The following is an 8,127-nucleotide window of genomic DNA, read 5'->3' as shown; positions in this document are numbered from 1 at the left end:
GCCTGGCACACAAGAAAAAGCTGCCTTAAAAACAGCTCTGAGATTCAGCTACACACCCGTTAGTTCATTAAGAAAAGCGATTCTTGTTAAAGAATCACGCCCATTCATCAAGATAAATAATAATAAAAAATAGATTTATAGATTCATTGATATTAAAGGTTTTTTATCTTTCACTTAAAATAATTTAATACAAAAGAGAAAAAGACTATGAGCAAAATTATGAGCATTTTCATGAGCAGGGTAAGGAACTTTTCCTTACCCTGATCCATATTTTCTTTTTGTAAGGACTTAACTAAAATGTGTCCATGAAACTATACTAACTCCATTATGTTGATCGAGTATCATATAAAAAAATCGAGTGCATGACTTATACTCAAATACATTTACTCTTTAATAAATTCACTTCCTTTTATCGGATCTACATTCCCAAGCTGAAAAACAGATGGTCCATACCAAGGGTTGCTCTGGGCATTGCTGTCTCTCCACCAAAAGCAAACTTCACCAGTTATTAATTTGCATACTACCCCAAATTCACCTGAATGAGTTTCAAATAATATAGGAATTCCCGTAACATCTCTAGCGAATGTCTCAGATTTATACCATTTCCCCCCCGGGTGTTGCCAATAGTGGGTTAAAGTAGAACCTGAGCGAACGATAAGCTCTAAAACACCAAATTTACCTTTTATCGGAAGTGAAATAGAATAATTATTTGGATTGTCTTCATACCATGGATATTCCTTGTTTGTATACAGTTCTGAATTATGGCCCTTTTCAATATGTTGGATTAATTTCCTGACAGGATCAGCTTTGTCTCGAATAATGGGATGACACAGATAACCGCTATTGTTAGTAAGGTAGTATATCATTTCATCCAGTGTAAAGTAAGGACGATAACGTATCATCTTTGAGTCCAAAGGGTTTGGATATTTTTTTTGCCTGAATCCAAGTTCCTTGGCCATATTTACAAAGAAAATCTCATCCATCCCCCAGGAAGTGGTTTCTATTAAAGCTTTTCTTAACTTACCCTTCCTTTCTGGTTCAAGTAATGCTTTAACAAAAGGCCTCGAAATTACCTGTCCAACATTGAAAGCTCCATACAAAGGATTTATATTAAATAATTTCTTCCATCTATTAACGTCTTTCTTAAGTTCCCTTCCAATATACCAATCTTTACTTGGAATCCTAAAGTTCACCCCCATGTAATCCGTATCTTTCATTTCATTTTGAATAAATTCTTCATATCCTTTTTTGATAAACAAAGCATCTGAGTCAATATTAATAAAATATTCATACTGAATCCCTAATTGTTCCAACCATTCCATCGTTTCAAGAAAATAAATGGTAGTATGCCCATACTTTAATTTACGACTAGAGGGGCAAACAGGAACACCTAGACCTTCACAAAGCGTCCTATCAAATCCCCCGTTGTATAAGACGATTGCACTGTTAGGGCAAAAATAACGGACATTATTAATTAGTTGCTTGACTAACTCTCTCTTTTCATGAACAAGGATGGCAAAACAAATTTTGCTTTTAGGTGATCTCATATATGCATTTTCATTGCTGTTTAAAATCTCAATATTATTAATTTGTATCTTTTCTATATTATTCTTCCGTTCAGAAATAAGATTGGTCATTTCCTTCTTATTTCCACTTGCGCGTTTATAAAGGCCGAGAAGTTCTAGATTCGCTTTACCATCTGGATTTGTTCCGTAGTTTGAAACAGGATGCCACACGTGGTAAATTTCTCCTGTAACATTCGCTAATTTACCACAAAGTGTCTGAACAGAAAGTGAAAAAGCATCATCTTCGCCTCCCCAGCCACTAAACCGTTCATCAAACCCTCCGGCTGCCTCAAAGTTCAATTTGGGTATGACAATAAGTTTTCCCGCAAATCCTGTGTAAATCCAATTTGCTTTGGTACATTCTTCAGATTTAACATCAATAGGCCACTTTGGTTCTGTTTGAAGTAGTCTTTCTGTTCCTGACCTTTCAATATCATAAATTTTAGTAAAAGGAACCACCCATGCTGCTTCATTAAGTACCTCTATTGCTTTAACAATAAGTTTAGGGTCATAAACGATATCCGCATCAGCTATTACAAAAATTTCTCTTGTTGCTTTTTTAGCTGCTAAGTTTACAGCCTTGGATTTATTAATTTTATCGTTATCGATTAAACCCAGGCATAATTCAGCTTCGGGCATGATACGTTCATAATACTGTTTAATCCATTTAAATGCTTCCGCTCTTGGGCCATTGTCTGTTTGGAAAGGTATAATTATTGAAACCTTTTCTAACAAAACTCTCCTCACCTACCTTGTTATTAATAAAAAGATCAATCCAAATGTTCATGGTACTATACGTAATTTGAAGCAAGTTTGACACAGCTTTAAATCATACCTTTCTAAATAGTTTACTATTCCCCATTAAATACCCAGGTATAGTAGGAAATAATTTTAAATCAAAATTCCTATATATAAAATCTTTTTATTCACATAATTGATTGATTTGCCCCTTTCAAATCAACTATCGTTCGCATTTTATAAAGTAATGTACTGATGCATGCTTTCAGATGGTTTTGAGGATCTGAGTGCGGGTGGTGCAATTTCTGATTTGGAGAGATGTAATGTGAAACTTGGTATCATGTGCGGAATCCCATTAAGCGGTAAATCAACATATGCTAAAGTTCTACAGAGCCACGGATGGGTACGTGTATCTATTGATGACCTCAGGCTTTCTTTACATGGTCAAATTTATAAAGCAGAGGCTGAACCACAAGTGTGGAAAATAGCTGAACTTATGGTCAGGTCGTTGCTGAAAAGTGGTCATAAAGTAATTGTAGATACCACAAACAGAACAAGAAAGCGTCGTAAACAATGGAGACGTGTAGCTAAAGAATTTGGGCTTACGTTAGAAATTTACCAAGTAGATACAGATTATGAAACATGTAAAGCAAGGAACAAAGATCTAATGCGACTACCTCAAGATGTATTAAAACAAATTCATAAAGAATACCAAAAACCTACATCGGATGAGGGAACTATTATTATGGTAAATTAGGAACCGTATTCAATATAAATAGAGGTGATAATACCTCGAACCTACTTAATACTTTTATAAAAACTATGGTGTATAGGGTAATGATAGGAGGAATTCAAGTGAAAAAGTATATTTCTTTTGATGTCGGAGGGACAAAAGTAAAACACGGACTCTTATTAGAGGACGGAACTATTCTTTCAGAAGGCAGTTACAGTACCCCGTGTACAAATCTAGATAAATTTATAAAAAAAATGGTAGAAACAATTAATATGTACTTAAGTAATAATCATGTGTTGGGTGTAGCTATAAGTTTACCAGGCTTTATTAACCCATATACAGGTTACTCAGAACAAGGAGGTGCTGTTACCGCGTTAATTAATCAGAATTTAAAGAATTTATTAGAAGCAAAAGTTCCTCTACGGGTTGAAATTGAAAATGATGGAAACTGTGCTGCTATAGCAGAAAAAATAAGTGGTAATGCCAAAAATTGTACCGATTTTATATGTGTCACAATTGGCACTGGTATTGGAGGGGGGATTTTTGTTGACGGTAAACTTTTACATGGTCATAGATTTAGAGGTGGTGAATTTGGTTTTATGATTACTCAAGCAAATGGGGAAAAATTCGGTGATATATGGCACTCCACAGGTTCAACTTCTGCCTTAATTAGGAATTATAAAAAACTTAAGGGAATAAGTAAATATGAAAGTGTTAAAGGGGAGACCGTTTTTTCAGAGGCTACCAAAAGTAAATCGGTAAAAAAACTTATTGACGAATGGGCTAGAAATATTAGTTATGGAATTTTCAACCTAGCAGCAACTTTAAACCCACAAAAAATTTTAATTAGTGGCGGAGTATCCTCCCAACAGGATTTGTTATCTACTATTAAAAAACAACTAGAGGAGCTCCCTTGGTGGAATGATATTAAGATTCCTGTTGAACTATGTAAACATCGAAATAACGCAGGAATGATTGGGGCAATGTATCATTTAATTCAAAAACAAAGATTATAAAAACTTATTATTTAAGTTACGGTTCACCTTAATGGATGTAGCCGAAAACAATAAAAAAGGCTTTGAATACTGGCATCCCTCTAGGATTTCTCCATCTATCGTCTGTCAGCAACCGGACTCCCATGGTACTTACCCGGGTTGGACTTTCACCAATTAGCAATTAACTATTCAGTTGAATAAGAAAAGCGATGCCCTACAGCATACATTAATAGAAAATGTGCAGAAAGAAGAATATCAAATTCTCCATCCTTAAACGGTAAAGAAGGGAAAGTAACGGGAATGTATCGGTCACTCGATTCCCTCAACCATTAATTAAATTTTCATCCTGAGCCCATCTAAATAAAGATTTAATAAATTGAATTCTGTGACCCAGACTGGCTGGCTTAAGCTTTTCAGCTGCTTTTCCCAGATAAACTTTAAGAGAATTAGTTGAAAGTTCTTGAATGGATATATTTCCAAAACTATTTACCAACAAGTTAAATTGGACGTAATAGGCCTTTAATGTTTGTGGAGAATAACCTTGGATTTGCTTATCTGCCTTATATAAACCCCATACATCAGTTAAGATCATACCTGTTTCTCTCCAATCTATACCATATTAATAGACAGTATAGACAAAAGAAGAAAAAGCTGCCTTAAGACAGCTCCGATCTTCAGCTAACGCACCCGTTAGTTCATTAAGAATTGAGTTAATAAATATATCTAAATGTCTCATATTTTACAAACTTGATAACATTTCTAAATTCTTCTCCACCATTTTTATCCTTTAACAAAGCATCCATCTTATCATCTTTAATATTGTAATGTCGCTTATTCAGAAAGCCTACACTTCGGATTGTTGGATGGTCTAAAATTGGTGATAAGTCACCATCTAACACATTAGTATCAACAAATCTAAAGTCAATTAGGTTAGGAAATTGATTTAAAAAACAAATTCTCAAGATTACCGAAAGAATTAAGGCACAGGACCCGAAGATTTTTCAGAGAGAATAATTCTTCATTTGCTTGGCTCTCCTTCATCAAATCACCTCCCCATGTATATAAGACAATCGAAACACCTTTCTAATAAAAAATTACCTTACATAACTTTTCCTTTAAACCTTAATCTTGTTCAACAAACCTGCACCGTTACTTCAATAACATGCAGTGGTATGCGGTGAATCTTTCTCATTTAGCAGGTTAATAATTCTTCTTTTGAAACAATACGCCATTCATGTGCTACAAATTTTTCTATATAGTCATTGATACTAATTTCCTCTAATTCATTTGCAAGTGGATGTAGAGATACATAGCATTCATTTGTCTCATAATTTAGGGTAACTTTTACAACCTCATATCCATTATGAAATCTTGAATCAAAATCTGGGTCATCAATAATATCTCCTTTAACAGGAACAAGAAAAAGCTACTATTGGATCTATTAATACGGACCTTTTTATAGTATCTTCTTGTGGAGAGTGGGTGGTTCCTTTGTTCTTCTAGATGGCAACTTACTCGTTCGAGAAAAGTTGCTAGGGATAGAGTATTGGACAAGTAGTCTCATGGGACAAGGGAGCTGTCCCCTCGTCCCATTATTCGGGGAAACCATTGAAGTAAAAGGAAATGACAAAAGTATACTCAAGTACAAAGCGGTGATTATGCTTGGTCCCACTATGATCAGAGTTCATATTTACAAGGGGTAGGAGATCAATTAAATTTTAGAAACGTTTTCTGCTTGAGAGCCACGTTGTCCTTTTAGAATATCAAATTGTACGCGTTGCCCTTCATCAAAGGATTTAAAACCATCACCAGTAATCTTTACTATTGTTATGTAAATAAAATAAAAAATGGTTTCCTGGTCTGGAAACCATTTTTGTAGTTGACCATATGGTGTTACCAATTCGTTTTTCTCTTTTACGTAAAGAAGATAAACAATTACTATTCACTGTCTCAGTAGATGTAAAAAATTCTTAAAGATAGAGGTGAGATTGAATGTTTTTTTCTTCTAGAAATAATGACTTAAATAATATATTGTATGCCTAAAACAATGAAAGCCCTACCTCTCTTTCATCCTTACGGCTCCTTGTCCGTGCCAGTGTGAATCAGGATTGCAAAAATCAAGTGACTATTTTATCGAGTTATTTGATGAAACTTCAAACGTTCGTAAAAGAAATTTAAATAATAAAAGTGGATTAGATTGTAGAAATAACAAAAGAGGTTAATGCTCTAAAGGTGAGTTGGAGAAGTTGAATGTCTTTGAAGATTTACTTTTAATAATAAACATATTCCCAAAAAATTCAGGATATTTTCGGGAGATGTAATACATTATCTTAAATTAACCTTAACAGAAACTTTTTATTTGATTTTCAGTAATCCCTTTAATTAATCCCAGTTCACTAATCAAAAATTCATGTGCGTTATCTAACATTTTTTTTTCGCTTGTATTAAGTGCTTTTTCTTTCTTCATACGCATTAAATCACGTACAACTTCAGTACATTCTTGTATTTTACCCGTTTTTATTTTGTCCGTGTTCACTTTATACCTTTGTTTCCACGGCAGTAATCTATCTGATTCTCCATGATGAAAAATGTTTATGATGTGTATTAATGCAATTATGTCAGTAACAGGGCGTATACTTGAACTCAATATTTTACCCGTAGGAATCATGACTTGCATATTACCGATTAACATTTTTATGACATAATACTGTTGTTTTTCCCCTGAGATTTCCTTTTCTTCTATGGCTTTAATTATACCTACTCCGTGCATTGGATAAACAATGTTATCGCCAATTTGAAACAAATAATCCACCTCCATATATGGTAACCTTCTTAACCTTAACATATATATTATTTTTTATCAAATTTTTAATAATACCATAAATTTATTTTCAGTGTCAACTACTTTTTTCTTTAAATATCAGAAAAAGCAAAAACAATAGGAATCGTGTCGGATTACCAATAAAGGGAAGGTTAATTTTCCCGCGTATATTCTGAAACCTCTACTAACCTTAATATTATTATTCTATATAAAACCTTCCTGCACAAAAAGCGACTGCCTTGTTCAGCAATCGCTACCCGTTACTTTAAGTGCAATTCATCACAATCTTTATTTTAACATAAATACCCAATACGCCTTGATAGTCCATTAGAATCGAAGCAGAAAATATCCTTCAAGTATCTCATAAAAATAAGAGTCATTTTATAAGCCACTCTCATTAAATTAGGATAATCCTTAATTATATGCTACACTTGGTTTACCATTTGATTTACTGTTTTCATGTCCCCTACTCCTTTACGAGTGGGGGTTCTTTGTTTCACAGAAAAAAGAAAAGCAGACTCCCATAAAAGAGCCTGCCTTCCCTGTTTTGTAAAATTAAGCAGCTTTACGTACGTTTGAAGCTTGAGGTCCACGTTGACCTTGCTCCACATCAAAAGTCACTGCTTGACCTTCATCTAAAGTTTTGTAACCTTCGCCTTGAATCGCTGAGAAATGAACGAATACATCGTCTCCACCTTCACGTTCGATGAATCCGAAGCCTTTTTCGCCATTAAACCATTTTACATTACCTTTTTCCATTTGTATTGCCTCCTAGTGTGTAAACACACACAATGTAATACTATCCTTGCTCTCAGTGATCTTCAAGATGAAAAGTTACAAATCCTTTACACCGAACAAAAATAATTCTTTTTAATCATAACATTTTTTGTAAGAAATGTCAAGATACAGAAAAAACCACAAGCTCACTTTTTCTTTATGATAATCATTGCCGTATATTTTGTATCAGGATTCACTCCATATTCTGTGTGCATGCTTACAGCAAGAGGAACAGCTTGTATTTAACATCTATCAGCTTTCCTTCCTCTAATGAGCCAAGAAAATCATTAACTACCCGAATAAGTTCTGCGAAGTCTGTACTTTGAAAACCTTTTGCCTCATACATAAATTTATCCCTCCCTTCATCTTATATTTATACACAAAAGGCATATTCTCCTATAAGAACTCCTATTATTTAAATTCCTTTCACCCGTCTTATTTGTTTGTAATATTTATGTACTTTTGTTTTTCAACTATTCTGCCCCGTTAGTGCCATAA

Annotated in this window: 8 protein-coding genes; 2 read left to right on the top strand and 6 right to left on the bottom strand. The window is 34.0% G+C overall.

Features of this window, described 5'->3' with window-relative positions; genetic code table 11:
• Positions 1-383: 383 nt before the first annotated feature.
• A complete protein-coding gene (locus J7J00_RS18685) occupies positions 384-2,300 on the bottom strand; it encodes a galactosyltransferase-related protein (protein ID WP_214793350.1) in 1,917 nt (638 codons plus the stop codon).
• Positions 2,301-2,562: 262 nt separating this feature from the next.
• On the opposite strand from J7J00_RS18685, the gene J7J00_RS18680 reads away from it, so the two are divergent.
• Together J7J00_RS18680 and J7J00_RS18675 are read left to right on the top strand one after the other, a co-directional pair.
• Positions 2,563-3,060, top strand: coding sequence for an AAA family ATPase (locus tag J7J00_RS18680; protein ID WP_214793348.1), 498 nt, complete (start codon positions 2,563-2,565; stop codon positions 3,058-3,060).
• Between the two features lie 98 nt (positions 3,061-3,158).
• Positions 3,159-4,052 carry an ROK family protein gene (locus J7J00_RS18675; protein ID WP_214793346.1) on the top strand — a complete coding sequence of 298 codons (894 nt, stop codon included), beginning with the start codon at positions 3,159-3,161 and terminating at the stop codon, positions 4,050-4,052.
• A 301-nt stretch (positions 4,053-4,353) separates the two neighbouring features.
• Here J7J00_RS18675 and J7J00_RS18670 read toward each other — a convergent pair whose 3' ends face one another.
• The 5 genes from J7J00_RS18670 to J7J00_RS18650 all read right to left on the bottom strand — a co-directional run bounded on the left by J7J00_RS18670 (position 4,354) and on the right by J7J00_RS18650 (position 7,975).
• The gene (locus tag J7J00_RS18670) at positions 4,354-4,623 is read right to left on the bottom strand and encodes a site-specific integrase (protein ID WP_214793344.1); all 270 of its coding nucleotides are present in this window, start codon (positions 4,621-4,623) and stop codon (positions 4,354-4,356) included.
• A gap of 1,119 nt (positions 4,624-5,742) precedes the next feature.
• Positions 5,743-5,880 (bottom strand): cold shock domain-containing protein, encoded by a 138-nt coding sequence (locus tag J7J00_RS18665; RefSeq protein ID WP_283933059.1) that lies wholly within the window; start codon positions 5,878-5,880, stop codon positions 5,743-5,745.
• Positions 5,881-6,372: 492 nt separating this feature from the next.
• The gene (locus J7J00_RS18660) at positions 6,373-6,834 is read right to left on the bottom strand and encodes a CarD family transcriptional regulator (protein ID WP_214793352.1); all 462 of its coding nucleotides are present in this window, start codon (positions 6,832-6,834) and stop codon (positions 6,373-6,375) included.
• A 573-nt stretch (positions 6,835-7,407) separates the two neighbouring features.
• Entirely contained in the window at positions 7,408-7,611 is a 204-nt protein-coding gene (locus J7J00_RS18655; RefSeq protein ID WP_096340629.1) for a cold-shock protein, read from the bottom strand.
• A gap of 235 nt (positions 7,612-7,846) precedes the next feature.
• The gene (locus J7J00_RS18650; RefSeq protein WP_214775012.1) at positions 7,847-7,975 is read right to left on the bottom strand and encodes a sporulation protein Cse60; all 129 of its coding nucleotides are present in this window, start codon (positions 7,973-7,975) and stop codon (positions 7,847-7,849) included.
• Positions 7,976-8,127 lie beyond the last annotated feature (152 nt).

The organism is Bacillus sp. ISL-4 (assembly GCF_018613275.1).
GTDB lineage: Bacteria > Bacillota > Bacilli > Bacillales > DSM-1321 > Peribacillus > Peribacillus simplex_E.
The sequence above is the reverse complement of the archived record's forward strand: the minus strand, read 5'-3'. Positions and strand labels throughout refer to the sequence as shown.